We start from the raw sequence: 24,734 nt of genomic DNA on the forward strand, positions 1-24,734 counted from the left end.
CAACAAGAACACATTAATTTGACATTAATTACTTCGGCGCCAGCTCGCGAAGATGCCGTGCGACCGCAATCCAAGCACCGATATACCCCAACAGCACCGCGCCAAGCAAGAGCGACAGACCATCGGCAGACGGCACGCCCGCCAGGGCGAAATCGCTGCCGTACAGGCCGGCCAGCCCGACAACCGCCTCGTTCAGCCAGTTGAGGCCGAAAGCCAGGACGCCCCAGGAAAGAATTCCCGCGCCGAAGCCATAAAGCGCGCCCATGTACAGAAACGGCCTACGCACGTAGCTATCCGTGCCGCCCACCAGTTTAATCACTTCGATCTCGGTGCGGCGGTTTTCAATATGAAGACGAATGGTATTGCCTATCACCAAAAGTAATGCAGAAACCAGCAGCACCGTCAGGCCGAAGACAAACCGGTCGCCCAGCTTGAGAATCGCCGCCAGGCGTTCGACCCAGACCAGGTCCAGCTGGGCCTGTTGCACCTTGGGCAACTCGGCCAGGCGCTGGCGCAGGGCTTCCAGCGTCGCCTTGTCGACCTCGTTCGGGGTCACCAGGACCACGCCCGGCAGCGGGTTCTGCGGCAGTTCCTTGAGCGCCTCGCCCAGCCCGGACTGCTGCTGGAACTCGTCCAGGGCCTTTTCCTTGCTGATGAACTCGGCATCTGCCACACCCGGCATGGCCTTGATCTGCTCGCTCAGGCTCTCGCCTTCCGTCGGGCTGGCGTCCAGTTGCAGGTACAGCGAAATCTGTGCCGCGCGCTGCCAGGAACCGCCCAGGCGCTCGACGTTGTTGAGCAGCAGCGACAAGCCCATCGGCAGGCTCAGGGCCACGGCCATCACCAGGCAGGTAAAGAAGCTGCCGATCGGCTGCTTGCCCAGGCGGCGCAGGCTGTCCAGCAGGCTGGCACGATGGCTTTCGATCCAGGCGTGCAGCAGGGTGCTGAAGTCCGGGCCGTCGTCTTCGTCGCGTTTCTTTTTCGGTGGCGGCTGATCGGAGGCTTTCGGGGCCACGCGTTCGGCCACTTTCGGGCTGCGGGTCGCACTCATACGCCGGCCTCCCCGTCGCCGATCAATCGGCCGCGTTGCAGGGTCAGCATGCGGTGGCGCATGCGGGCGATCAGCGCCAGGTCGTGGCTGGCGATCAGCACGCTGGTGCCGAGACGGTTGATATCCTCGAACACCCCCATGATTTCCGCCGCCAGGCGCGGGTCGAGGTTACCGGTCGGTTCATCCGCCAGCAGCAATGCCGGACGGTGCACGATGGCCCGGGCAATCCCGACGCGCTGTTGCTGGCCGGTGGACAGGTCGCCGGGGTAGAGGTCGGTCTTGTCCGACAGCGCCACGCGCTCCAGGGCCGAATCCACGCGCTTGGCGACTTCAGCCTTGGACAGGCCGAGGATTTGCAGCGGCAAGGCGACATTATTGAACACCGTGCGATCGAACAGCAGCTGGTGATTCTGGAACACCACGCCGATCTGCCGGCGCAGGAACGGAATCTGCGCATTGCTGATCTGGCCCAGGTCCTGGCCGGCCAGCAGCAGCTTGCCGGTGGTCGGACGCTCCATCGCCAGCAGCAGGCGCAGCAAGGTACTTTTGCCCGCGCCGGAATGCCCGGTCACGAACAGGAATTCACCACGACGCACCCGAAAGCTCAGCTCATGCAAGCCGACGTGACCGTTCGGATAGCGTTTACCGACCTGTTCGAAACGAATCATGAACGCTCCCGCTCGGCGAAAAGGGCTTGGACAAAGGGCTCGGCTTCAAAGGTACGCAGATCGTCGATGCCTTCACCGACACCGATGTAGCGGATCGGCAGGCCAAACTGCTTGGCCAGGGCGAAGATCACCCCGCCCTTGGCGGTGCCATCGAGCTTAGTCAATGCCAGGCCGGTCAGCTGTACCGTCTGGTTGAATTGCTTGGCCTGGTTGATGGCGTTCTGCCCGGTACCGGCATCGAGCACCAGCAGCACTTCATGCGGTGCGTCGGCATCCAGCTTGCCGATCACCCGGCGAACCTTCTTCAGTTCTTCCATCAGGTTGTCTTTGGTGTGCAGGCGACCGGCGGTATCGGCGATCAGCACATCGATGCCGCGGGCCTTGGCCGCCTGCACCGCATCGAAGATCACCGAAGCCGAATCGGCGCCGGTGTGCTGGGCGATCACCGGAATGCTGTTGCGCTCGCCCCAGACCTGCAATTGCTCCACCGCGGCGGCGCGGAAGGTATCGCCCGCCGCCAGCATGACCTTCTTGCCTTCCAGTTGCAGCTTTTTGGCCAGCTTGCCGATGGTGGTGGTCTTGCCCGCGCCATTGACGCCGACGACCAGGATCACGAAAGGCTTGTGCCGCGTGTCGATCTGCAGCGGCTGCTCGACGGGCTTGAGCATGGCGGCCAGCTCGGCCTGCAGCGACTTGTAGAGCGCATCGCTGTCGGTCAACTGCTTGCGCGCGACCTTCTGGGTCAGGCTCTGGATGATCACGCCGGTGGCTTCGACGCCGACGTCGGCGGTCAGCAGGCGGGTTTCGAGTTCTTCGAGCAGGTCATCGTCGATGGCCTTCTTGCCGAGGAACAGGCTGGCCATGCCTTCGCCAAGGCTGGCGCTGGTCTTCGACAGGCCCTGCTTGAGACGGGCAAAGAAACCGGCCTTGGTTTCCTCCGCGGCGGGCTTGACCGGCTCCGCGGCCACGGGCTCGACAACCACCACTGGCGCGGGGGCGGCAGCCACAGGAGCGATGACCGGCGCAGATGCAGGCGCCTCGACCACAGCCGGTTGCACGATGGGCGCAATCGCAGGCTCGGGCTCGGCGACCAACGGCGTCGGCGCGACGACTTCGGCCACCGGCGGAATCGGCGGCGCGACATGCTCGGCCTGCACATCTTCCACCAGGGCCACCGGCTCTTCGGCCACGGGCAGGGTCAGCCACGGCTCGGGCGCCGCAGCGGCCTCGATCGGCGCTTGTTCGATCAGCGGCGCGACCACCGGCAACGGCTCGACGGCGACCGGGGCGGTCTCGACCAACGCTGCCGGCGCGGCTTCAGGCTGGGCTTGTGGCTGTTCGACGACGGCTTCCTGCGGCTTTTTGCGCAGCCATCCGAACAGGCTTTTTTTCTCGCCAGCCGCAGCTGGGGTCTTCTTGTCGTCGTTGGAACCAAACATGGAGGACGGCTATCTCAAGGTAGCGACGCGCCAAGGGGGCGCTTCGGCAAATAATATTCTGATGCGTAACAGACTGCTTTTTGACCAGATTGTTCGCGCGCAACACAGTATCCTAGCACCTCCTCGCCCGCCTACGCTAAGACCAAGCGGGCCGTCCTACAGGTTTAAAAACGAATGAATGCTCTAGCCCGCCGCGCTGCTGGCCTGTTGCTCAGCACGCTCTGTCTGCCGCTTTCAGCCCTGGCTGCCGATCCACAACCGACCCACGAGTTCACCCTCGACAACGGCCTGAAGGTCGTCGTCCGTGAAGATCACCGCGCGCCCGTGGTGGTTTCGCAGATCTGGTACAAGGTCGGCTCGAGCTACGAGACGCCGGGCCAGACCGGCCTTTCCCATGCCCTGGAACACATGATGTTCAAGGGCAGCGAGAAAGTCGGCCCCGGCGAAGCCTCGCTGATCCTGCGGGACCTGGGGGCCGAGGAAAACGCCTTCACCAGCGACGACTACACGGCCTATTACCAGGTCCTGGCCCGTGATCGCCTGGGTGTCGCCTTCGAACTGGAAGCCGACCGCATGGCCAGCCTGCGCCTGCCGGCCGACGAGTTCAGCCGCGAGATCGAAGTGATCAAGGAAGAACGCCGCCTGCGCACCGACGACAAGCCGATGGGCAAGGCCTACGAGCGCTTCAAGGCGATGGCCTACCCGGCCAGTGGCTACCACACGCCGACCATCGGCTGGATGGCCGACCTCGACCGCATGAAAGTCGAGGAACTGCGCCACTGGTATCAGTCCTGGTATGTGCCGAACAACGCCACCCTGGTGGTGGTCGGCGACGTGACCCCGGATGAAGTGAAGAACCTGGCCCAGCGCTACTTCGGCGCGATCCCCCGGCGCGACACGCCGCCGGCGAAGATTCCGCGTGAGCTGGACGAACCCGGCGAACGGCTGATCACCCTGCATGTGAAGACCCAGCTGCCGAGCCTGATGCTCGGGTTCAACGTACCGAGCATCGCCACCGCCCAGGACCCGCGTTCGGTCAACGCCCTGCGCCTGATCGCCGCCCTGCTCGACGGCGGCTACAGTGCCCGCCTGTCCTCCCAGCTGGAACGTGGCGAAGAGCTGATCTCCGGCGGTTCGGCCAGCTACGACGCCTACACCCGTGGCGACAGCCTCTTTACCCTGTCGGCGACGCCGAACACGCAGAAGAAGAAAACCCTGGCCGATACCGAAGCCGGTCTCTGGCGCCTGCTGGACCAGCTGAAGACCAAGCCGCCCACCGCCGAGGAACTGGAACGCGTGCGCGCCCAGGTCATCGCCGGGCTGGTCTACGAGCGTGACTCCATCACCAGCCAGGCCACCGCCATCGGCCAGCTGGAAACCGTCGGCCTGTCCTGGAAACTGATGGACAGCGAACTGGCCGAACTGCAAAGCGTGACGCCGGAGGATATCCAGAAGGCCGCTCGCACCTATTTCATCCGCGAACGTCTCAGCGTCGCCCATGTATTGCCCGAGGAGACCCGCCCATGAGCAAGCCCAAGGGTTCCTGTTTCACCCTGCTCGGCCTGGCCCTGATCGTGACCGCCGGCAGTCTCGGCCTGTCCCTGCTCGGCACCCGCGTCGCCCTGGCCAGCGAGGCGCTGGAAGAGGCCAGGTCGGGCCACAAACTGCAATCGCTGGCCGAACTCGATGACAAGGCCCCGGCGCGGCGCACCTTGAACGTGCAGACCTGGAACACCGCCGAAGGCGCCAAGGTGCTGTTCGTCGAGGCCCATGAGCTGCCGATGTTCAACCTGCGCCTGACCTTCGCCGCCGGCAGCAGCCAGGACGGCAAGACCCCCGGCCTGGCCGTGCTGACCAACGCCATGCTCAATGAAGGCGTGGCCGGCAAGGACGTCGGTGCCATCGCCCAGGGCTTCGAAGGGCTCGGCGCAGACTTCGGCAACGGTGCCTACAAGGACATGGCGATTGCTTCGCTGCGCAGCCTCAGCGCCGCCGACAAACGCGAACCGGCACTCAAGCTGTTCGCCGAAGTCGTCGGCAAGCCGACCTTCCCGGCCGGCTCGCTGGCGCGGATCAAGAACCAGTTGCTGGCCGGCTTCGAGCTCCAGAAGCAGAACCCCGGCAAGCTGGCGAGCCAGGACCTGTCCCAGCGCCTGTATGGCGAGCATCCCTATGGCCATGCCAGCGAGGGCACGGCGAAAAGCATCCCGCCGATCACCCTCGCGCAACTGCGGGCGTTCCATGCCAAGGCCTATGCCGCCGGCAACGTGGTGATCGCCCTGGTCGGCGACCTCTCGCGCAGCGAAGCCGAAACCCTGACCGCCCAGGTCTCGGCCGCCCTGCCGAAAGGCCCGGCCCTGGCGAAAATCGCCCCGGCCAAGGACCCGCAACCCAGCACAGGGCATATCGAGTTCCCGTCCAAGCAGACCACCATTCTGCTGGCACAGATGGGTATCGACCGCGCCGACCCCGACTACGCGGCCCTGTCCCTGGGCAACCAGATTCTCGGCGGCGGCGGCTTCGGCACGCGCCTGATGAGTGAAGTCCGGGAAAAGCGCGGCCTGACCTACGGGGTCTACTCTGGGTTCAGCCCGATGCAGGCCCGCGGCCCCTTCATGATCAACCTGCAGACCCGTGCCGAGATGAGCGAAGGCACGCGCAAGCTGGTCGAGGAAGTCCTGGCCGACTACCTGAAGTCCGGTCCGACCCAGAAGGAACTCGACGACGCCAAGCGCGAAATGGCCGGCAGCTTCCCGCTGTCCAACGCCAGCAACAGCGATATCGTCGGCCAACTGGGCTCCATCGGTTTCTATGACCTGCCGCTGAACTATCTGGAAGACTTCATGCAGCAGACCCAGGCGCTGACCGTCGAGCAGGTCAAGGCGGCCATGAACAAACACCTGGATGTCGACAAGATGATCGTCGTCACCGCAGGTCCCACGGTGCCGCAAAAGCCGCTGCCGCCGCCGACTGACAAACCCGCCGAGCAGCCACTCGGGGTTCCGGAGCACTAATGGCCAGTTCATCACGTCCCAGCAAGAAACCCGCGCACACGCATAACGGCGTGAACCAGTTGCGTATCATCGGTGGCGAATGGCGCAGTCGGCGCCTGAGCTTTCCCGATGTCCTGGGCCTGCGGCCGACCCCGGACCGCGTGCGCGAAACCCTGTTCAACTGGCTCGCGCCCTATGTGGCCGGGGCCAAGGTGCTCGACCCGTTCGCCGGCAGCGGCGCCCTGTTCCTCGAGGCCCTGTCCCGTGGCGCCGCCATGGGCCAGGCGCTGGATGCCAGCAATGTGGCGGTGTCGAGCCTGCGCGAACACCTGGGCACCCTGCGTTGCAGCGTCGGCCAGGTCCAGACCGCCGACGCCCTGCGCTACCTGGAAACCCAGGCGGCCACGGCATTCGACCTGGTGTTCCTCGACCCGCCGTTCAACCAGAACCTGCTGCCGGGCGTCTGCGCCCTGCTGGAAGAACGCCAGTGGCTGGCCGATGACGCCTGGGTCTATACCGAAAGCGAAACCGCGCCCTCGACCCTCGGCCTGCCGGGCAACTGGCGCCTGCACCGCGAGCAGAAGTCGGGGCGGGTCTACTACGCGCTGTGGCAACGCAGCGTAGCGGCGCTGTAGACCGCTCCCCGATGACGGCCCGGTGATCCCCGGGCCGTCATCACTATTCCTGTACCGCCATCGCCCCCGCCAGCCGGATCACTGTGTGCCTTCGAAAACCGCAAGGACACAAGGATCCCTCACCGATGAAACGCCCCACCCTGCGCCTCGCGCTCGGCCTGCTCCTGCCGCCGGCCGTCGCCCTCGCCGCCCCTCCCATGCCCGACACCCACGAACTCAGGCTGGACAATGGCCTGAAAATCATCGTGCGCGAAGATCATCGGGCCCCCGTCGTGGCCGCCCAGCTCTGGTACAAGGTCGGTTCCAGCCACGAACCGCCGGGAGCATCAGGCCTCTCCCACGCGCTGGAGCACATGCTGTTCCAGGGCAGCAGCAAAGTCTGTCCCGGCCAGGCGCTCCAGGTCATGGAGCGCCTGGGGGCCGAGATCAACGCCTTCACCAATCATGACGCCACCACCTACGAATACCTGATGCCGCGCCAGGTCCTGGGCGTCGCCCTGGAAATCATGGCCGATCAGATGAGTTCCGCACGACTTTCGCCTGCCGCCTTTCGACGGGAAATCGAGGTGATCAAGAACGAGCGGCTGCAGAACATCGATGATGTCCCCTGGGCAATACTCGACGAGAAGATGCGCAGCCTCGCCTTTCCCACCAGCGGCTATCGCACCTCGACCGTCGGTTGGCAACACGACCTGCACCGCATGAATACCCGGCAACTGCAAGGCTGGTACGCCAGTTGGTACGCGCCGAACAACGCCACCCTGGTAGTGGTCGGCGATGTCACCCTCAAGGAGGTCGAGCCCCTGGCCCGGCGCTACTTCGCCGACCTGCCCAGCCGGGCCCTGCCTGAGACCAGGCGTCCGCTGGAGCTGAACGAGCCGGGTGAGCGACGGATTACCCTGCAGACCCACAATGAGTTTCCCAGCCTGATCATGGCCTTCAACGTGCCCAGCCTGGTGACCGCCAGCGATCCGCATACCGCGCACACCTTGCGCCTGCTCAACGAACTGCTCGGCGTCGGCCCAGGCTCGCGGATTTTCAGACAGCTGAAGTTCCGTGAAGAGCTGATCACCCGCGCGCACTCCCGCTACGAGGCCTTCAACCGCGGAGATGCCTTGCTGAAGATCGCCGTCGACCTGGATACCCAGAAAAATCCTGGCCTGGATGACATCGAGGCACGCCTGTGGCAACTGCTCGACGAACTCAAGCAATCGCCTGTCAGCGCGCAGGAACTCGAGCGCGCGCGGACCCGGATGATGGCGCAACGCGTCTTTGCCCTCGACGCGGTGGAAAACCAGGCACAGAAACTCGGGGCCCTGGAAAGCGTCGGCCTGTCGTGGACCCTGGAAGAACGCGAACAGGAACAACTGAAGGCCGTCACGCCCCTGGATATTCAACGCGCCGCACAAACCTATTTCACCCGCGAGCGGCTCAGCGTCGCCCTGGCCAGCCCTGGGAAAAACCCTAATGAATAAGGCTCATCCACTGTTATCGAGCGTCCTGCTGACGCTGCTCGCCGCCCTCCCTGGCCCCGGTTCGGCAGCGCCTGCCGGCGTCGACCTGACGAGCGTCGATCCCCTGCAATCGCTGGACGAGGTCCGGCAGCTGGCGCCCTCCCCCACTACCCGCGTCGTGCGCGGCTGGAAAACCCTCAACGGGACCAAGGTGCTGTTCGTCGAAACCCATGGCCTGCCGTTGCTCGATGTGGCCGTGAGCTTTGCCGCGGGCAGCCGCTACGACGGCGAACAACCCGGCCTGGCGGCCATGACCCTGAGCCTGCTCAACGAAGGCTCCGAGGGTAAAGATGTCGACGCGATAATGACCGCGTTCGACAGCCTGGGAGTGAAGGTCAGCAATGGCATCGACCGCGATCATGGATTTTTCACCCTGCGCAGCCTCAGCGACGATTCCATCCGCACAGAGGCCCTGCAATTGTTGAGCGAAGTGCTGAGCAAGCCCAGCTTCGGCAGCGATGCCATTCGCCGGGTAAAGAGCGAGATCCTCGACCAGCAAATGCGCCAGGATATCGCCTTCGACACCTGGATCAGTCACCGCTTCACACCGCCGCTCTACTCACGACATCCCTATGCCCAGCCGCTCTATGGCACCCGGGAAAGTATCGGGAATATCACTGTCGAGCAGCTACGGGCCTTTCACAAGAAGGCTTACAGCGCGGGCAATGCAATCATCGTGTTGGTCGGCGATCTCTCGCTGGAGCAGGCACAGCGCATCAGCGTGCAGATTTCCGACGCCTTGCCCAACGGCCCGGCATTGCCACAAACCGCCAGCGCCCGGTCTGAAGACAGCACCGTCGGCACCACCCATATCGAACGGCCGACCACCCTGGTGCACCTGGATTTCGCCCAGATCGCCGCACCGCGCAGCCATCCCGACTACGTCGCCCTCTATGTGGCCAGCCTGATCTTTGGCGGCGGCTTCGACAGTCGCCTGATGACGGTATTGCGCGAACAGCATGGCGTCACCTACTCGGCGCTGGCCCAGCTCAAGAACTGGCAAGCCCGCGGCCCGTTCCACATCAGCCTCTCGACTCCTCCCGAATACCGTGAAGCGGTCATTGAGCGGATCAAGCAGATGTTCGAACAGCTACTGAGGGAGGGCCCGACCGAGCAGGAACTGCAGAATGCCCAGCAGAGCCTGCGCGGTGACATGACGCTGGATGGCGCCAGCAATGCGGATATCCTCCAGGCGCTGCTGGTGATCGCCCGTCACGACCTGCCCCTGAGCCTGACGGACTACGCCGAACAGGCGCAACAACTGACCCGCGAAACCATCAGGAGCGCCTTGAACGCGCATTTCGCCGCCGACAGCTGGGTGGTGACCAGTACCGGCCCCAGCGTCCCCCAGCAAGCCTTGCCCGATCTTCAGGTACAAGGGCCCACCTGCCAGCCCCGCGCCCTGCCGTCCGGATAAAAAGCTGCGGGAATGGACGGGACTGTGGCAATTTAGACGTATTGCACGCGCAAGCGTGGCTGCCATGGCGACTGGCATATGTCAGCGCCGGTCCCGTCCATTCCCACTCCGAGATTCGCTGCGTTGCCGTCACCTTCCCAGCCCATTCATTTGCCGGGCTTCACTCCCGCCCCAGGCCTGGGCAATCCGCACCTGCAGACCCTGTGGGGCCCTCTCTGGCGCAAGACCGTGCACCTGGACCGCCAGCGCGAACGCCTGTGGCTCGAAGACGGCGACTTCCTCGACCTCGACTGGCACGGCCCGCACGCCGCCGATACCCCGCTGGTGCTGATCCTCCACGGGCTGACCGGCTCGTCGAACTCGCCCTATGTCGCCGGCCTGCAACAGGCGCTGGCCAACCAGGGCTGGGCCAGCGTGGCGCTGAACTGGCGCGGCTGCTCGGGGGAACCCAACCTGCTGGCGCGCAGTTATCACTCCGGGGCCAGCGAGGACCTGGCGGCGACGATCGCCCATCTCAAGACCCTGCGCCCGCTGGCGCCCCTCTATGCCGTGGGTTATTCCCTGGGCGGCAATGTGCTGCTCAAGCATCTCGGGGAAAGTGGCGGGGACAGCGGCCTGCAAGGCGCCGTCGCGGTGTCGGTGCCGTTTCGCCTGGACCAGTGCGCCGACCGCATCGGCCAGGGGTTTTCGCGGATCTATCAGGCGCACTTCATGCGCGAGATGCTGGCTTATATCAAGAACAAGCAGCGCCAGTTCCAGCACGACGGCCGGATCGACGGCCTGGCGACCCTGAGCGATCTGGGACCGTTGACGGGCATGCGCACCTTCTGGGATTTCGATGGCCGGGTCACCGCGCCCCTGCACGGCTTTGCCGATGCCGAGGATTATTATCGCCGCGCCTCCAGCCGCTATTTCCTCGGTGAGATCCGCACCCCGACCCTGATCATCCAGGCGGCGGACGATCCCTTCGTGTTTCGCCACAGCCTGCCGGAACCCGGCGAGCTGGCGCCGGGCACCGAATTCGAACTACAGGCCAAGGGCGGCCATGTGGGGTTCGTCGACGGCTCGCTGGGCAAGCCGGGGTACTATCTGGAGCGACGCATTCCGCAATGGCTGGCCGCCCGGGAAGGTTGAGCGCAATGCGCGGGGTCTTTCTATCGACCCGATGATCGATCAGGCATATTCCTGGTAGGTGACAAAGCCCACCGGGGTGGCGATATCATTCAATAGCGGCACGGCTATCTGCCCATTCCCATAGCCTTCCGGCTGATCATGGGCCCAGGCAAACACCTCGGCTTCGAGATTCGCATCCACCTGCCAGTCTTCCAGCATTTCAATGTCGCGGTCCTGCAAGGGCTTATCGGCGAAACTCAGGGTTTCCATGCCTGTTTCGTTGCCCTCGGCATCGAACCAGACCCATTCCGATTCCGGATCGAGCTTGTCGGTCAATCCAGCCCGGGGGCCGACGGTGTCCCGGGCGCTGTCTGCCAGCTCGTTGTACTCGGGACCTTGCAAGGCCCATGTCTTCATGTCCAGGGCGACGCCTATGTCCACGCCATGGTGCGGGTCTATGTCCCTGGCATAGATCTGATCCAGCACATCGGCGAGCGGCCCGACCTTGCCCTTGAGCGAGACCAGCGATTCGACGATCTCTGTCTCGGCCGCTGCCAGAAAACCTGCGAAATCGCTCATCCCCGCCTCGTGAACCAGGCGCAGGCCGAGCTCACGGATGTTGAAAAAGTTGCTGCCCGCGACCAGGCTGAACAGGTGGTCGATGCTGTCTGAAAACAGACCCAATTGTGCATCGGTCAGTTGGTCGAGCGTACCGGAATCAAGATGACGGAAGATAAGCTGCGCCTGAGTCGAGATATTCGAGGTGGGGTGCAGCGCATCCCGAACAAGCTGCAGGGAAGCCTGATGCAGTTCGAACGCCCGCTCCTCGAAGACCTTGCCGACCTCGACGTCTTTGTCCGGCAACACGCTGCGACCGAGGGCGAGCATCTGCTGATGGCTGTTGTTCGCCAGGGCCTCGAAGTGCCTGGCCAGAGGCTCCATCTGCCCGCTGTAGCGTGGCTCGGCAGGGATTGCCCCTGCCCGTTCGGCCACGGCCCCTGGCGGTCCCGGATCGAACGGGTTATCCAACACGACCTGTCCCATAAAAATCTCCTGTCTGCGTTCTATCAAAGAGCTTTCTACAGCGTGGATAGCTCCACGCTCACAGGGGATTAGGCCCGCCAGGGAGTCAGGCGTGTATATAGATAAATATTGATCGCCGCGGCAATCAGTCGCCCGTCGCCACCGCTCGTTGCGGATCGGTGATCCACTCGCTCCACGAGCCGGCATACAGCGTCCCCAACGGATAACCCGCCAGGCTCAAGGCGAACAGGTTGTGGCAGGCCGTCACCCCGGAGCCGCAGTACGCCACCAGCTCCCGCGGCGAACGGTCGCCCAGTTGCCCGGCAAATCGCTGCCTGAGCTGCTCGGCCGGCAGAAAACGCCCATCGGCACCGAGGTTCTCGCTGAACGCCGCGCACTGGGCGCCGGGGATATGCCCGGCAACCGGGTCGATCGGCTCGACCTCGCCACGAAAACGCGGCTGCGCGCGCGCATCGAGCAAGGTCAGGGAGGCCTGGCCGAGACGCTCTTGCAATTGCTGCGCGCTGATCTGCAACGAAGGGTCGGCCGTGCCGCTGAAGGTCCCGCGGGTGGCCGGCGGCGGGTTCAGGCTCAGCGGCTGCCCGGCGCCATGCCAGGCCTTCAGGCCGCCATCGAGAATGAATACCCCGTCGCGCTTGCCCAGCCAGGCCAGCAACCACCAGGCCCGCGCCGCGTACATGCCGGGACCGTCGTCATACAGCACGATCTCGCTGTCGACGCTGACGCCCCAGGCTTGCAGGCGCTGCACCAGCGCCGTCGGCTCTGGCAGCGGATGGCGGCCGGTCACGCCCCGGGTCACCGGGCCGCTGAGGTCGCGCTCCAGGTCGGCGAAGTGCGCGCCCTCGATATGCCCCTGGGCATAGCTGCGCTGGCCGTAGTCCGGGTCTTCCAGGGCGAAACGACAATCCAGGATCACCAACCCCGGCCGGGCCTGGCGCTCGGCCAGTTGCTGCGGGCTGATCAGTTGCGCAAGGGGCATGATGCATTCCTCGTAAGTGGGTAAAGAACAACGTTCATGATCATTCCTGCACGTCCTCCAGCGCCTGGGCCAGCGGGACGTAGAACTCGTTCAGCAGCTTGTCCACCGCCGCCCGGGCCTGGGCCGTGACAAATCCCGACTCCAGCACCAGCACCTGATACACCCCGCGCTTGATCGACTCCTCGCTCAAGTGATTGGCGTTTTCCCGGGTGGTGCTCAGGAACCGGACCCAGGACGTCAGGATGATCCAGGCATTGAGGGTCAGGGACTCGGTCTGCACGGCGTCCATGGCCAGGATCCCGGCCTCGACGAAGCCGCCGTAGATAGCCTGCCCCTGGATCAGGCAACGCTGGGAAAACCGTCGATAACGGGCCGCCAGTTCGGCATCGCTTTCCAGCAGGTGTTCGAGATCGCGGTGCAGGAAACGATAGCGCCACATCGCCGCCAGCAGCGCCTTGAGATAGAAGCGCTTGTCGTCGATGGTCGCGACGCGGCCCTGGGGCGGGCGCAGGAAGCTGTCCACCAGCGCTTCGTACTCGGCGAACAGCACGGCGATGATCGCCTGCTTATTGGGGAAGTGGTAGTAGAGGTTGCCCGGCGAAATATCCATGTGCGCCGCGATGTGATTGGTGCTGACACTGCGCTCGCCCTGCTGGTTGAACAGATCCAGGCTGTTCTGGACGATGCGCTCACTGGTTTTTATTCGTGGGGCCATGACTTCAGCTTTACTTCAAGAGTGCGGTGCCAGGCATCTTACGACCTATCCGGCAGCGGATAAACGGTCGGCGTCGAACACGGCTGTTGACTTTTTGGAGTACAAGCTCTAAACATTTGTTTAAAAATAAAAACACATTTAATGGAGCGCGCCATGTCTGCCGAAATTGCCTACCTGCAGGAGTCACAGCAGCAACTGGGCGAGCTCCAGCGTCTGTTTCAGGTCCAGCGCCAGGCCTATGCGGCGCATCCGATGCCGCCGGCCGAACAACGCCGGCAATGGCTCGACAGCCTGCGCCAGTTGCTGAGCGACGAACGGCAGGCCCTGGTCGAGGCCATCAGCCACGATTTCGGCAACCGCAGCGCCGACGAAACCCTGCTCGCCGAGCTGATGCCCAGCCTGCATGCTCTCCATTACGCCCGCCGGCATCTCAAGGGCTGGATGAAACCGGCGCGGCGCAAGGTCGGCCTGGCCTTCCAGCCGGCTTCGGCCAAGGTGGTCTACCAGCCACTGGGCGTGGTCGGGGTGATCGTGCCGTGGAACTACCCGTTGTTCCTCGCCATCGGCCCGCTGGTCGGTGCTCTCTCGGCGGGCAATCGGGTAATGCTCAAGCTCAGCGAGTCGACACCGGCCACCGGCCTGCTGCTCAAGGAATTGCTCGGCCGGGTGTTTCCCGAGGACCTGGTGTGCGTGGTGCTGGGCGAGGCGGAAGTCGGCATGGCGTTCTCCAAACTGCCGTTCGACCACCTGCTGTTCACCGGTGCTACCAGCATCGGCAGGCACGTCATGCGCGCCGCCGCCGAGAACCTGACCCCGGTGACCCTGGAGCTCGGCGGCAAGTCGCCGGCGATTGTCTCCAGCGATGTACCGCTCGAGGACGCCGCCGAACGCATCGCCTTCGGCAAGACCCTGAACGCCGGCCAGACCTGCGTGGCCCCGGACTATGTCCTGGTCCCCGAAGAACGCGTCGGCTCCTTCGTCGAGGCCTACCGCCAGGCGGTGCGCAGCTTCTACCCGAGCCTGGTCGACAACCCGGACTACACCAGCATCATCAACGAGCGGCAGTTGGCGCGGCTCAACGGCTACCTCAGCGATGCCACCAGCAAGGGCGCGCTGCTGATCCCGATGTTCGAGCAAGGCCAGCAACGCCGCATGGGCCACAGCCTGCTGTTGAACGTCAGCGACGACATGACCCTGATGCAGGATGAAATCTTCGGCCCGCTGCTGCCGATCGTCCCGTACAAGGGCCTCGATGAAGCATTTGCCTACATCAATCGGCGCCCTCGCCCACTAGCGCTCTACTACTTCGGATACAACAAGGCCGAGCAGGCCCGCGTCCTCCACGAAACCCATTCCGGCGGTGTCTGCCTCAACGACACCTTGTTGCATGTCCCCCAGGAGGACCTGCCGTTCGGCGGTATCGGGCCGTCGGGCATGGGCCATTACCACGGCCATGAAGGTTTCCTGACCTTCAGCAAGGCCAAGGGCGTGCTGACCAAGCAACGCTTCAACGCCGCACGGCTGATCTACCCACCTTATGGAAAATCGATCCAGAAGCTGATCCAGAAGCTGTTTGTCCGCTGATCCGTGTCCCTTGCGTCAAAAACAACCACTCAGGTGAATAACAATAATGATCCCAAGCCTGTCCGAGTCCCCCGCGCTGTCCCGGCGCGGCCTGCTGAAAATCGGCCTCTGCGCCAGCGCCTTCCTGACCACCGCCGGGCTCGCGGCCAGCCTCGGCGGCTGCTCGGCGAGCGGGCCGGCCAGCGGCTTTGCGGTGCTGCAGACGGCTGACCTGCCATTCCTGCGGGCGCTGATCCCGGTGATGCTCGAAGGGGCCGTCAGCGCCGACAAGATGCCCGGCGCCGTCGAGCAGACCCTGGCGAGCCTGGACAAGAGCCTCGACCACCTGTCCCCGGAAATGCTCAAGCTCACCCGGCAACTGTTCGATGTGCTCGGCATGGGACTGACCCGTGGCCCGCTGACCGGCATCTGGGGCAGTTGGGAGAATGCCGGTGCCGAGCAGATCCAGGCTTTTCTCCAGCGCTGGGAAAACAGCTACCTGAGCCTGTTGCGCATGGGTCACGCCTCGCTGCTGCAACTGGTGATGATGGCCTGGTACAACCGCTCCGAGTCCTGGGCCCGCTGCGGCTATCCGGGACCGCCGAAGGTCTGAGGCGTGCTGGCGATCCCGGCGATGCGATTCGAAAGGGGACCGCGTCGATATCATCGCCAGCAAGCCGGTTCCTGCAGCGTTCGTGTTGAACACAAAATAATATAAAAGAGGCGTCACATGCCCGTACCCGATCTGTTCCGCGAAGGCCTCGCCCGCGGCTGGAAAACCTACAACGGCTCGCAACTGGACCACGACCTGAACCTGGAAGCCGACGTAGCCATTATCGGCAGCGGCGCCGGGGGCGGGACCACCGCCGAGATCCTCAGCGCCGCCGGCTACAAGGTCCTGCTGATCGAGGAAGGCCCGCTGAAAACCAGCAGCGACTTCAAGATGCTCGAAGACGAGGCCTACACCAGCCTCTACCAGGAAGGCATCGGCCGCATGAGCAAGGATGGCGCCATCACCATTCTCCAGGGCCGTGCCGTCGGCGGCACCACCCTGATCAACTGGACCTCGAGCTTCCGCACCCCGGAACCGACCCTCGAACACTGGGCCAGGGAACACAACGTCAAGGGCCACGGCAGCGCCGAGATGGCGCCCTGGTTCGAAAAAATGGAACAGCGCCTCGGCGTCGCGCCCTGGCTGGTGCCGCCCAATGCCAACAACGACGTGCTGCGCAACGGCTGCGAAAAACTCGACTACAGCTGGAAAGTCATCCCGCGCAACGTGCGCGGCTGCTGGAACCTGGGCTATTGCGGCATGGGCTGCCCGACCAACGCCAAGCAGTCGATGCTGGTCACCACCATTCCAGCGACCCTGGAGAAAGGCGGCGAACTGCTCTATCTCGCGCGCGCCGACCGCCTGCTGCTCGACGGCGACAGGATCACCGGCCTGCAATGCCTCGGGATGGATGCCCGCTGCGTCGCCCCCAACGGACGCAGGATCAACGTCAAGGCCCGGCACTACGTGCTGGCCGGTGGCGGGATCAACAGTCCGGCGCTGCTGTTGCGCTCCAAGGCCCCCGATCCGCACGGGCGCCTGGGGAAGCGGACCTTCCTGCACCTGGTGAATTTCTCCGCCGGGCAGTTTTCCGAAGTGATCAACCCGTTCTACGGCGCGCCCCAGTCCATCTATTCCGATCATTTCCAATGGCTGGATGGCACCACCGGGCATATGTCCTACAAACTGGAAGTGCCGCCCCTGCAACCGGCCCTCGCCAGCACCCTCCTCGGCGGCTTCGGCCCGCAAAGCGCGCTGCGCATGGAACAGCTGCCGCACACCCATGTGATGCTGGCGCTGATGCGCGACGGTTTCCACCCGGACAGCCAGGGCGGCAGCGTAGAATTGCGCGGCGACGACACCCCGGTCCTCGATTACCCGGTCTCGCCGTACGCCTGGGACGGCCTGCGCCGGGCCTTCCACAGCATGGCCGAGATCCAGTTCGCGGCCGGCGCCAAGTCGGTGCTGCCGCTGCATGCCGATGCCGACTACGTGAACACCCTGGCCAAGGCCCGGGAACTGATCGACGGCCTGAGCCTGGAGCTGTACCGCACCCGCCTGGGCAGCGCCCATGTAATGGGTGGCTGTGCCATGGGCGAAGACCCGAAAACCGCGGTCACCGACAGCCTCGGCCGCCATCATCAACTGCGCAACCTGTCGGTCCACGATGGCTCGCTGTTTCCCACCAGCATCGGCGCCAACCCGCAGTTATCGGTGTACGGGCTGACCGCCCAGCTGGCCACGGCCCTGGCCGAGCGCTTGAAAAACCCATGAGAAAGAGGATTATTCACGGCGTCTATAGGGCTTTCTTCCGTACGTCCTGACTTGGCCGACAGGATAGGCTGCGATACCATCCGATTCCCCAACGGACTCCCGCCAGGACGACGCGATGAACCGAGTGTTGTACCCAGGTACCTTCGACCCGATTACCAAGGGCCATGGCGATCTGGTCGAACGCGCCGCGCGCCTGTTCGACCACGTCATCATTGCCGTGGCCGCCAGCCCGAAGAAAAACCCGCTTTTTCCCCTGGAACAGCGTGTGGAGCTGGCCCGCGAGGTCACCAAACATCTGCCCAACGTTGAAGTGATGGGCTTTTCCACGTTGCTGGCGCACTTTGCCAAGGAACAGAACGCCAACGTTTTCCTGCGCGGGCTGCGTGCCGTGTCGGATTTCGAGTACGAGTTCCAGTTGGCGAACATGAACCGCCAGTTGGCACCGGAGGTGGAGAGCCTGTTCCTCACGCCGTCGGAACGCTACTCGTTCATTTCCTCGACGCTGGTGCGGGAAATCGCCGCGTTGGGCGGAGATATCACCAAGTTCGTCCACCCGGCGGTCGCCGAGGCCCTGAACCTGCGCTTCAAGAAATAACCCGGTTGGCGGCTCCGCGCCGCCGCCACGAATGGCGCACCCGAGGCCGGTCTTGTCGTGCCCGCGTGCACTGCGCGCGTCAATGCGGCACAATTGGCCCATCAGTTTTCACGTTGCCCGGGCTCGCCGCCCTGGCCGGAGTGCCCATGTCCCTGATCATCACCGACGATTGCATCAACTGCGACGTCTGCGAACCCGAGTGCCCGAACGCCGCCATCTCCCAGGGCGAAGAGATCTATGTGATCGACCCGAACCTCTGCACCCAGTGCGTCGGCCACTACGACGAACCGCAGTGCCAGCAGGTCTGCCCGGTGGATTGCATCCCGCTGGATGAAGCCCATCCGGAAACCGAAGACGAATTGATGGCCAAGTACCGGAAGATCACCGGCAAGGCCTGACGGTGGGCGCCGGCTTGCCGGCTCCTGCGAAGGGCGTTATTGCTGCTGGTTGCCGTCAAACCCTTCCGCCGTGCAACCCAGGCAACGGGCGAACGCCGCCTTGCCCGGGTCGACCACCAATGCCTTGCCGGCCTTGCCCACGCCGCTGATACCACCGAACGCGGTAAACGGCAGCGACACCACGAAAGCCGCCGTACCGATCAGGGTCGCGCCCACCAGCAGCGGTCGCGCGATCAGCAGGTCGCCGATCATCGCGTAGGCCGGCGGGTTCTGGATCTGATAGGTCGGGTCGCCGCTGGTCCCGTCATCGGCCAGGGCCGGCAGCGCCTGCAAGCCAGAACTCAGGGCCAGCAACAAGGCCAGGGTGCGAAACGGGGTCATGGCTCTATCCTTCGGCTAAGCAACGGGAGGGCAAAGACTTACTATAGCGTCTGCGCACGGCCCAGGTCAGCTCTGACATTTCGGGCAATAGACACTGGCCCGCTGACCGAGCTTGATCTCGCGCAAACCGCTGCCACAGACCTTGCAGTGCTCGCCGCCGCGCCCGTAGACGAACAGTTCCTGCTGGAAGTAGCCGGGCTGGCCGTCGCCACCGATAAAGTCGCGCAAGGTGGTGCCACCCCGCTCGATGGCATGGGCCAGGATCCGTTTGATCTCGATGGCCAGCCTGAGGTAGCGCGCCCGGGAAATACCCCCGGCTTCGCGACGCGGGTCGATGCCGGCGGCGAACAGCGCTTCGGTCGCGTAGATATTGCCCACGCCCACCACCACCGCGTTGTCCATGATGAACGGCTTGACCGCCATGGAGCGCCCACGGGACAGCTGGAACAACCGCTCACCATCGAACAGGTCGGTCAGTGGCTCCGGCCCCAGGCGAATCAGCAGCTCGTGATTGAGCGGGTCGAGGCTCCAGAGCATCGCGCCGAAACGGCGGGGGTCGGTATAACGCAGGGCCAGGCCCGACTCCAGCTCGATATCCACATGCTCATGCTTGGCCGCCGGCATGCCGACTTCCACCAGGCGCAGGTTTCCCGACATCCCCAGGTGGCTGATCAGGGTGCCGACCTCGGCATTGATCAACAGGTACTTGGCCCGCCGCTCGACCTGGACGATGCGCTGCCCCGAGAGGCGTACATCGAGATCTTCCGGGATCGGCCAGCGCAGGCGCCGGTCGCGGACGATCACGCGGCTGACCCGCTGCCCTTCCAGGTGGGGCGCGATACCGCGCCGGGTGGTTTCGACTTCGGGTAATTCAGGCATGGTGATTCCAGGTCAGGAAGTAGCGTGCTCTGAACTAATGAGCACCCAACTCGCGGATGTTCTCTCTGAGCGTCTCGAAGTCGTAGTCGGACAGGCCGACGTAATCGAGCACCAGGTGGCCGATGGCATTCCACTCGTGGTCTTCGGTCTGGTTGCCCAGGACCCGATGGGACGCGCAGATGTGCTCGGCCATTTTCAGGATCGCCAGCAGATTCTTCAACTGGCTGTTGCGTGTGCTCTCGTCGCTGAAGATCGCCAGCGCGTTGTGGTGGTTGGCGATGGCGTTGGTCACGTGTTCCGGCAGGCGCCAGGACTTGGCGGTGTAGTAGCCGACTACCGCGTGGTTGGTGTTGAACACCTGGTTTTCCGTGTCCACCACCCGCTGCTCCGGACCGGCCTTGGCGTAGGCCTGCTCCAGCACCGTCATATAGTCGGGGAAGCGCTTGAGCATCAGCGGAATCCCGCAATCGTGGAACAGGCCCAGGGCGTAGGCCTCGTCGATGGCCTGGGAACCGGTGCGCTTGGCCAGGGTCAGGCTGGTCATCGCCACGTCCTGGGCGGTGTCCCAGAAGCGGTTCAGGGTAACGATGGTTTCATCGGCCATTTCACCCTTGATCGACTGCGCGTTGATCAGGTTGATGATCGAACGGCTGCCCAGCAGGTTCACCGCCCGCTGGATCGAGGCGATCTTGTTCGCCAGGCCGTAATAGGGCGAGTTGACGATTTTCAGCAACGCGCCGGAGAGACCGGGGTCCTGACTGATCAACCGGGCAATCACCTCCAGGTCCGGGTCGGGCATGTACTGCTCCATCTGCAAATCCACCATGATCTGCGGTTGAGGCGGCACGCTGATGCCTTGCAAGGCCTGTTGGATCTGTTCGGCTGAAAGTTCTTGGGACATGAGTACACACTCCGGGCGAGTCGGCGATTCTAGCGGAAAAGTTGTACCGGATGGGTGACCTGTACACTTCAATCACATGAAACATGACGACCCGGCGGCCGGCAACTCCCGCTATAATTCCGCTCTTTTTCCCGGAGCGACGTCATGTCCCTGCCTAGCCTACGCCTCAAAGCCAACGCCGACCGCCGCCTGCGCGCCGGTCACCTGTGGGTCTACAGCAACGAAATCGACGTGGCGGCGACTCCACTGCATGGCTTCAAGGCCGGCGACCAGGCCATCCTCGAAGCCGCCGGCGGCAAGCCCCTGGGCATCGTCGCCATGAGTCCGAACAACCTGATCTGCGCCCGCCTGCTGTCGCGCGACATCAAGTTGCCGCTGGACAAGTCGCTGCTGGTGCACCGCCTCAACGTGGCCCTGTCCCTGCGCGAGCGGCTGTTCGACAAGCCGTTCTATCGCCTGGTCTACGGCGATTCCGACCTGCTGCCAGGCCTGGTGGTGGATCGCTTCGGCGATATCCTGGTGGTCCAGCTCGCCTCGGCGACCATGGAACAGCACAAGGACAACGTGATCGCGGCGCTGATCCAGGTCCTGAAACCCAGCGGCATCCTGTTCAAGAACGATTCGGCGGCCCGTGATGCCGAAGGCCTGGAGCGTTATGTCGAAACCGTCTTCGGCCTGGTACCGGAGTGGGTGGCGCTGGAAGAGAACGGCGTGAAGTTCGAAGCGCCGGTGATGGAAGGCCAGAAGACCGGCTGGTTCTACGACCACCGCATGAACCGCGCGCGCCTGGCGCCCTATGCCAAGGGCAAGCGGGTCCTCGACCTGTTCAGCTACATCGGCGGCTGGGGCGTGCAGGCCGCGGCCTTCGGCGCCAACGAAGTGTTCTGTGTCGACGCCTCGGCTTTCGCCCTCGACGGCGTGGAGCGCAACGCCGCGCTGAACGGCTTTGCCGAGAAACTGACCTGCATCGAGGGCGATGTCTTCGAAGCCCTGAAGGAACTGAAGTCCGCCGAAGAACGTTTCGACGTGATCGTCGCCGACCCACCGGCCTTCATCAAGCGCAAGAAAGACCTGAAGAACGGCGAAGGCGCCTACCGCCGCCTGAACGAACAGGCCATGCGCCTGCTCAGCAAGGACGGCATCCTGGTCAGCGCCTCATGCTCGATGCATCTGCCCGAAGACGACCTGCAGAACATCCTGCTGACCAGCGCCCGCCACCTGGACCGCAATATCCAGCTGCTCGAACGCGGCGGCCAGGGTCCGGATCACCCGGTACACCCGGCGATCCCGGAAACCCGTTATATCAAGAGCATTACCTGCCGGCTGCTCCCCAATAGCTGAGTGATCGTCGACCCGCCCTGGAACAGGGCGGGTCGTGTAATACCTGGATATGACCGACATATAACTCGGACATACCCTACGCATATCTTAATTGCCAACTCATCCCACAAGACTATTATCACCATTACGTCACCTCGACAACCGAGATGATGTAGCTAATCCTTGATCTAGAATCCATGTGATATGCAGGAGATATGAAAATGGAGAAAGTAAAACTTGAGTGCAAAGTAAGTGCCGGTCATCACGCGATGCTCGGAAACTTGAAATAAGCCTCGAAACAGGTTGGGTCGGCCCCCATCTTCGGCCCAACCTCAAACAAGGGGTGGATATTCATGCATATCAATCCGGACTTGCTTATTCTGATAAAACCACCTGCACTTGTGATCTGGAACTACAAGTCACATGAGCAGTACTCGATGGACAGGCAGCATGCACACCGGCTGATCGAGTTGATTGAAACACCCTCGCATTTCGATCCACAGCAGCCTACCGACTCGACGTTCGTGGCAACCGGGATCATCAGTGAAACGCCCTTCGCCACCGAGCACTGGGGCTGGGATGACCTGTCGAGAATCTTCCATATCGGCACCCGGGACCTGCCCGTGGAAAATCCCCCGGCAAACACGGCGCAATGGGCGAAAGGCTATCTGTCACACTGCCAGGAGGTCATGAGCCGCACACTGCCCGTCGCCCATCGTTACGCCAACAACTTGCGCCAGGACCTGATTCATCTGCCACAGCCATTGCCCAGCGAATCCGGGAGCGACACCGTTGATTTCAGGAGCGTGCTGCTGGGACGAAAGACCTGTCGAAAATTTCTCGGCCAGAGTATTTCGCGAGAAGATCTCGGCACCCTTCTTTATCTGTCCCTGGGCTATCTGAAAGAAAGAGAAGTTGATTGCGCGCCAACAACACCGCAGGCATTCAAGGCTCGTCGCAGCAGTCCATCGGGAGGCGGCCTGAATTGCACCGAGGGCTATATCTACATTCACAATGTAGAGGGTATTGGTCCAGGCTTTTATTATTATCATCCCGACAAACATGCCCTGACTTATATAAAGCGCCTCGACAGTCCCTTGGCAGCACTTTTGCAAGAGCAACATTTCATAGGCAACTTGCCTTTTGGTGTATTCCTTACTTCCCGTTTCGACAAGATGTGGTGGAAATATCCACATTCCCAAGGCTACCGGGTTGCACTTCTCGAAGCAGGCCACGTTTCGCAGACCTTTCAACTGACCGCCACCGCACTGGGCCTGAAGACCTGGGTGACGGCCGCATTGACCGAACAGAAAATCGAGCAATCGTTGAATCTGAGCGATTTGTGCGAGCAGCCGCTGCTTTTTGTCGGTGCGGGCTACAGCAACGGAGAAGCGCTCTGCGACGAACTCAGCGCACTGCTCCCCCATCCGTGAACCCATTCCCTCGCGCACCGCACCACCAGGAGGAGTCCAACGATGCAAGGTTCCGCCCCCACGTCCGCCCTGCAATCACGCCACTACAAACGCTCCTGCATCCTGCTGGTCACTTGCATATCGCTCATCAGCTTTTTCCCGCTCAATGTCCTGTTGCCGGCTTTTCCGGCCCTGGCAGAGCAGTTCAATACCTCAACGGTGGATATCGCCCTGGCCATCAGCCTGTTCACGCTGGTCTTCGCTTTCTCGCAGTTGGTGGCGGGCCCGCTCTCCGACAGGTTCGGGCGCAAGGAGGTACTGCTGGGATGCCTGGCTATTTCCTTCGTCGGCGCCCTCGGCTGTACCCTCGCCACGGACTTCACGGCCTTTCTCTTCTTTCGCGGTGTCCAGGCGCTGGGCTGCGGGTTCTTTGTGCTGGGGCTGGCACTGGTCGAAGACCTGTTCGACAAGGAAGAGCGGGCCCCCGTGCGCATCTATTACATGAGTTTCAGCGGGCTGTTCGTGGCGCTGTCACCCCTGCTGGGCTCCTGGCTGCTGGAGTCCTTCGGCTGGAGGAGCAGTTTCCATGCCTTTGCCCTGATCGCAGCGGCCATTTTCCTGCTGGCGCTGGGGGTCCTGACGTCAAGGCCGAAGGCACAGCCCCGGGAACAGGAACCGATCATGAATTCGATCCAGGCGATCCTCGGGCACGCAGACTTCCGCCGGTACTGGCAGATCGCGGCACTGGTGTTTTCCGCCTACTTCGCGCTGATCAGCGTGTCGCCGCTGATTTTCATGGATCAGCTGAAACTCTCCGAGTACCAGTACGCCATCGTGCTGCTCGTCTATGGCGCGGCCTATCTGTCCGGCGGATTCCTCGCCGTGTGGCTGCAAAGGCGCCTGGGCGTCAGGGCCCAGATCGATACCGGCCTGGTACTGCTGGGTTGCTCCGGCCTCGTCCTGCTGCTGATCATGCAACTTCAGGCCGTGTCGACAGCCACCCTGCTCATCCCCATGTGCCTCAGCGCCGTGGCCGTGACCGTCACCCGACCGGCGGCCATCTCGGCGGCGATGCTGTTGTTCTCCACGAATGCCGGCACGGCGGCGTCGACGGGCAACACCCTCATGTTCCTCGCCGCCGCCGCGACCAGCGCGGCACTGGCCATGGCGGGGCCCCATCTGCTGCCGGCCATCGCCACAGGCCTGGTGGTCTTCAGCGTCGCCGGCCTGCTGAGCAGTGCCCGAGTCAGCCGCTGAGCCCCCGTTGCACACAAGCGGCGGCGGGAATCCATAGCCGCGTGCTGAACCCAGGCTTCACACCCTTGAGCGCCCGGCCCATTCCTTCCACGCGCCAGCGGTGTAGAATCGCGCTATTCATCGCCAGTCATCCC

The 24,734-nt window shown here is 63.5% G+C and carries 23 protein-coding genes; 14 read left to right on the forward strand and 9 right to left on the reverse strand.

All coding sequences use genetic code 11. The features are described 5' to 3' along the window. Positions 1 to 28 precede the first annotated feature (28 nt). From ftsX to ftsY, 3 genes are read right to left on the reverse strand one after another with little or no spacing between them, the layout of a single operon-like run. On the reverse strand, positions 29 to 1,051 hold the full coding sequence (ftsX, locus tag KI243_RS30820) for a permease-like cell division protein FtsX (protein WP_017124870.1): 1,023 nt from the start codon (positions 1,049 to 1,051) through the stop codon (positions 29 to 31). After that, positions 1,048 to 1,719: a cell division ATP-binding protein FtsE gene (gene ftsE, locus KI243_RS30825; RefSeq protein WP_017124871.1), complete on the reverse strand. Its 672-nt coding sequence runs from the start codon at positions 1,717 to 1,719 to the stop codon at positions 1,048 to 1,050. Before ftsE ends, ftsX begins: the two co-directional genes overlap by 4 nt. Beyond that, a complete protein-coding gene (gene ftsY, locus KI243_RS30830; protein WP_017124872.1) occupies positions 1,716 to 3,158 on the reverse strand; it encodes a signal recognition particle-docking protein FtsY in 1,443 nt (480 codons plus the stop codon). Before ftsY ends, ftsE begins: the two co-directional genes overlap by 4 nt. A gap of 174 nt (positions 3,159 to 3,332) precedes the next feature. Here ftsY and KI243_RS30835 point away from each other — a divergent pair, with 174 nt between their 5' ends. The 6 genes from KI243_RS30835 (at position 3,333) to KI243_RS30860 (ending at position 10,851) form a co-directional block, all read left to right on the forward strand. Continuing rightward, positions 3,333 to 4,685, forward strand: coding sequence for a pitrilysin family protein (locus KI243_RS30835; protein WP_042934812.1), 1,353 nt, complete (start codon positions 3,333 to 3,335; stop codon positions 4,683 to 4,685). Then, a complete protein-coding gene (locus KI243_RS30840) occupies positions 4,682 to 6,172 on the forward strand; it encodes a pitrilysin family protein (protein WP_017124874.1) in 1,491 nt (496 codons plus the stop codon). The genes KI243_RS30835 and KI243_RS30840 overlap by 4 nt, the downstream gene beginning before the upstream one ends. Next, a complete protein-coding gene (rsmD, locus tag KI243_RS30845; RefSeq protein ID WP_017124875.1) occupies positions 6,172 to 6,786 on the forward strand; it encodes a 16S rRNA (guanine(966)-N(2))-methyltransferase RsmD in 615 nt (204 codons plus the stop codon). Before KI243_RS30840 ends, rsmD begins: the two co-directional genes overlap by 1 nt. A 125-nt stretch (positions 6,787 to 6,911) precedes the next feature. After that, positions 6,912 to 8,261: a pitrilysin family protein gene (locus tag KI243_RS30850; RefSeq protein WP_212810247.1), complete on the forward strand. Its 1,350-nt coding sequence runs from the start codon at positions 6,912 to 6,914 to the stop codon at positions 8,259 to 8,261. After that, entirely contained in the window at positions 8,254 to 9,717 is a 1,464-nt protein-coding gene (locus tag KI243_RS30855; RefSeq protein WP_212810248.1) for a pitrilysin family protein, read from the forward strand. The genes KI243_RS30850 and KI243_RS30855 overlap by 8 nt, the downstream gene beginning before the upstream one ends. 123 nt (positions 9,718 to 9,840) lie before the next feature. Beyond that, a complete protein-coding gene (locus tag KI243_RS30860; RefSeq protein WP_244861794.1) occupies positions 9,841 to 10,851 on the forward strand; it encodes a hydrolase in 1,011 nt (336 codons plus the stop codon). Between the two features lie 39 nt (positions 10,852 to 10,890). On the opposite strand, the gene KI243_RS30865 is transcribed toward KI243_RS30860, so the two are convergent. The 3 genes from KI243_RS30865 to KI243_RS30875 all read right to left on the reverse strand — a co-directional run bounded on the left by KI243_RS30865 (position 10,891) and on the right by KI243_RS30875 (position 13,568). After that, positions 10,891 to 11,874, reverse strand: a complete 984-nt coding sequence (locus KI243_RS30865) for a hypothetical protein (RefSeq protein ID WP_177119780.1) — start codon at positions 11,872 to 11,874, stop codon at positions 10,891 to 10,893. Between the two features lie 124 nt (positions 11,875 to 11,998). Next, positions 11,999 to 12,853 (reverse strand): sulfurtransferase, encoded by an 855-nt coding sequence (locus tag KI243_RS30870; protein ID WP_212810249.1) that lies wholly within the window; start codon positions 12,851 to 12,853, stop codon positions 11,999 to 12,001. A gap of 40 nt (positions 12,854 to 12,893) precedes the next feature. Then, positions 12,894 to 13,568 carry a TetR/AcrR family transcriptional regulator gene (locus KI243_RS30875; protein WP_017124880.1) on the reverse strand — a complete coding sequence of 225 codons (675 nt, stop codon included), beginning with the start codon at positions 13,566 to 13,568 and terminating at the stop codon, positions 12,894 to 12,896. 153 nt (positions 13,569 to 13,721) lie between these two features. Here KI243_RS30875 and KI243_RS30880 point away from each other — a divergent pair, with 153 nt between their 5' ends. The 5 genes from KI243_RS30880 to KI243_RS30900 all read left to right on the forward strand — a co-directional run bounded on the left by KI243_RS30880 (position 13,722) and on the right by KI243_RS30900 (position 18,450). Continuing rightward, on the forward strand, positions 13,722 to 15,152 hold the full coding sequence (locus KI243_RS30880; protein WP_212810250.1) for a coniferyl aldehyde dehydrogenase: 1,431 nt from the start codon (positions 13,722 to 13,724) through the stop codon (positions 15,150 to 15,152). A 46-nt stretch (positions 15,153 to 15,198) separates the two neighbouring features. After that, positions 15,199 to 15,744, forward strand: a complete 546-nt coding sequence (locus tag KI243_RS30885) for a twin-arginine translocation pathway signal protein (RefSeq protein WP_177087079.1) — start codon at positions 15,199 to 15,201, stop codon at positions 15,742 to 15,744. A 117-nt stretch (positions 15,745 to 15,861) separates the two neighbouring features. Next, positions 15,862 to 17,457, forward strand: a complete 1,596-nt coding sequence (locus tag KI243_RS30890) for a GMC family oxidoreductase (protein WP_103032762.1) — start codon at positions 15,862 to 15,864, stop codon at positions 17,455 to 17,457. Positions 17,458 to 17,572: 115 nt separating this feature from the next. Then, the gene (gene coaD / locus KI243_RS30895) at positions 17,573 to 18,052 is read left to right on the forward strand and encodes a pantetheine-phosphate adenylyltransferase (RefSeq protein WP_017124884.1); all 480 of its coding nucleotides are present in this window, start codon (positions 17,573 to 17,575) and stop codon (positions 18,050 to 18,052) included. A 146-nt stretch (positions 18,053 to 18,198) separates the two neighbouring features. After that, a complete protein-coding gene (locus KI243_RS30900) occupies positions 18,199 to 18,450 on the forward strand; it encodes a YfhL family 4Fe-4S dicluster ferredoxin (RefSeq protein WP_017124885.1) in 252 nt (83 codons plus the stop codon). A 36-nt stretch (positions 18,451 to 18,486) separates the two neighbouring features. Here KI243_RS30900 and KI243_RS30905 read toward each other — a convergent pair whose 3' ends face one another. From KI243_RS30905 to KI243_RS30915, 3 genes are all read right to left on the reverse strand, one after another. Continuing rightward, positions 18,487 to 18,831 (reverse strand): hypothetical protein, encoded by a 345-nt coding sequence (locus KI243_RS30905; RefSeq protein ID WP_017124886.1) that lies wholly within the window; start codon positions 18,829 to 18,831, stop codon positions 18,487 to 18,489. Between the two features lie 66 nt (positions 18,832 to 18,897). Then, complete coding sequence (gene mutM / locus KI243_RS30910; protein ID WP_017124887.1) at positions 18,898 to 19,710, reverse strand: bifunctional DNA-formamidopyrimidine glycosylase/DNA-(apurinic or apyrimidinic site) lyase; 813 nt, start codon at positions 19,708 to 19,710, stop codon at positions 18,898 to 18,900. Between the two features lie 34 nt (positions 19,711 to 19,744). Further along, positions 19,745 to 20,557 (reverse strand): HDOD domain-containing protein, encoded by an 813-nt coding sequence (locus KI243_RS30915; protein WP_177087447.1) that lies wholly within the window; start codon positions 20,555 to 20,557, stop codon positions 19,745 to 19,747. Positions 20,558 to 20,755: 198 nt separating this feature from the next. On the opposite strand from KI243_RS30915, the gene KI243_RS30920 reads away from it, so the two are divergent. The 3 genes from KI243_RS30920 (at position 20,756) to KI243_RS30930 (ending at position 24,600) form a co-directional block, all read left to right on the forward strand. After that, positions 20,756 to 21,952: a class I SAM-dependent rRNA methyltransferase gene (locus KI243_RS30920; RefSeq protein ID WP_212810251.1), complete on the forward strand. Its 1,197-nt coding sequence runs from the start codon at positions 20,756 to 20,758 to the stop codon at positions 21,950 to 21,952. Between the two features lie 332 nt (positions 21,953 to 22,284). Further along, positions 22,285 to 23,364: a SagB/ThcOx family dehydrogenase gene (locus tag KI243_RS30925; RefSeq protein ID WP_042934825.1), complete on the forward strand. Its 1,080-nt coding sequence runs from the start codon at positions 22,285 to 22,287 to the stop codon at positions 23,362 to 23,364. Between the two features lie 42 nt (positions 23,365 to 23,406). Then, on the forward strand, positions 23,407 to 24,600 hold the full coding sequence (locus tag KI243_RS30930; protein ID WP_017124892.1) for an MFS transporter: 1,194 nt from the start codon (positions 23,407 to 23,409) through the stop codon (positions 24,598 to 24,600). Positions 24,601 to 24,734 lie beyond the last annotated feature (134 nt).

The sequence above is a fragment of the Pseudomonas sp. Ost2 genome, assembly GCF_018326065.1.
In the GTDB taxonomy this organism is placed as follows: domain Bacteria; phylum Pseudomonadota; class Gammaproteobacteria; order Pseudomonadales; family Pseudomonadaceae; genus Aquipseudomonas; species Aquipseudomonas gingeri.